This is a genomic window from Bartonella taylorii 8TBB (genome assembly GCF_902825155.1).
Classification (GTDB): domain Bacteria; phylum Pseudomonadota; class Alphaproteobacteria; order Rhizobiales; family Rhizobiaceae; genus Bartonella; species Bartonella taylorii_A.
Genome location: NZ_CADEAG010000032.1, coordinates 1 through 1,292 on the forward strand (window position 1 = coordinate 1; position 1,292 = coordinate 1,292).

Consider the following 1,292-nt stretch of genomic DNA (forward strand, 5'->3'; position numbering starts at 1 on the left):
CATGATGTGGTTACGGGTGGTCAGATTCATACGATCGGTAAGGATATTGCAAAATTTTTAGGCGGTAATGCAAGCTTTAAAAACGGTGCTTTCACCGAGCCAACCTATGAATTATCTTACATTTCTAAAGATGGAGCTGTAACAGCGAGTTCCTTTCAAGGTGTTGGAACTGCTTTTTCAGGTCTTGATACAAATATCAAGAATGTCAATCAGCGTATTAAGGAAGTATCAGAAGGTGTCGCACAGGATGCCTTGTTATGGAGTGATGACGCCCATGCTTTTGTCGCACGTCATGAAAAGAAGCAAGAAGAAAAGGGCAGATCTGTCAGGACACAAGAAAACAGCAAGATTACGTTTCTTGCGAATGGTGATATTTCTAAGAGATCAACAGATGCTGTGACGGGTGGCCAGCTCTATTCTTTGAATAAGACATTTGCGACGTATTTAGGAGGTGGAGCAGGTTATGATGATAAAGGAGAATGGAAAGCTCCCAAATTTAAGCTTAAAACAGTTAAAGAGGATGGCAGCCCTGAAGAGATTGACTATAGCAATGTAGCGGAAGCTTTTGCTGGAGTTGGTAGTTCTATCACGAATGTTCAGAACAAAGTTACCAATGAGATCACCAACCAAATTAATCATCTTCAGTCAGAAGATTCTGCAGTTGTTCATTATGATAAAAATGCAAAGGGTGAAACTAATTATACGAGTGTTACTTTTGGTGGTAAAGAAAAAAGCCTTACAGCACTCCACAATGTTGCTGATGGTAGTATTTCTGATAAGTCGCATGATGCAGTCAATGGCTCTCAGATTAATACAATTTCTCAAGAAGTTGCGAAATACTTAGGTGGAGGATCAGCATTTAAAGAGGGTGCCTTTACACATCCGACCTATGAATTATCGCATGTTTCAGAAAATGGTCAGGTAAGCAAGTCCACCTTTCAAGATGTAGGAGGTGCGTTTACAGGGCTTGATGAAAATATCAAGAATGTAAATCAGCGCATTAAGGAAGTATCAGAAGGTGTAGCACAGGATTCTTTGTTATGGAGTGATGACGCTCATGCTTTTGTCGCACGTCATGAAAAGAAACAGGAAGAAAAGGGCAGATCCGTCAGGACACAAGAAAACAGCAAAATTACGTTTCTTTTAGATGGTGATGTTTCTAAGGATTCAACCGATGCCGTTACGGGTAAGCAGCTTTATTCGCTTGGTGATACATTTGCGACGTATTTAGGGGGTGGAGCTAAGTATGAGAAAGGCCAATGGATAGCTCCCAAATTTAAGCTTAAAACAGT

At 40.6% G+C, this 1,292-nt stretch carries 1 pseudogene; it reads left to right on the plus strand.

Features of this window, described 5'->3' with window-relative positions:
• Nucleotides 1–1,292 (plus strand): annotated as a pseudogene (locus tag J7R13_RS08475) (hypothetical protein); the annotation flags it as partial.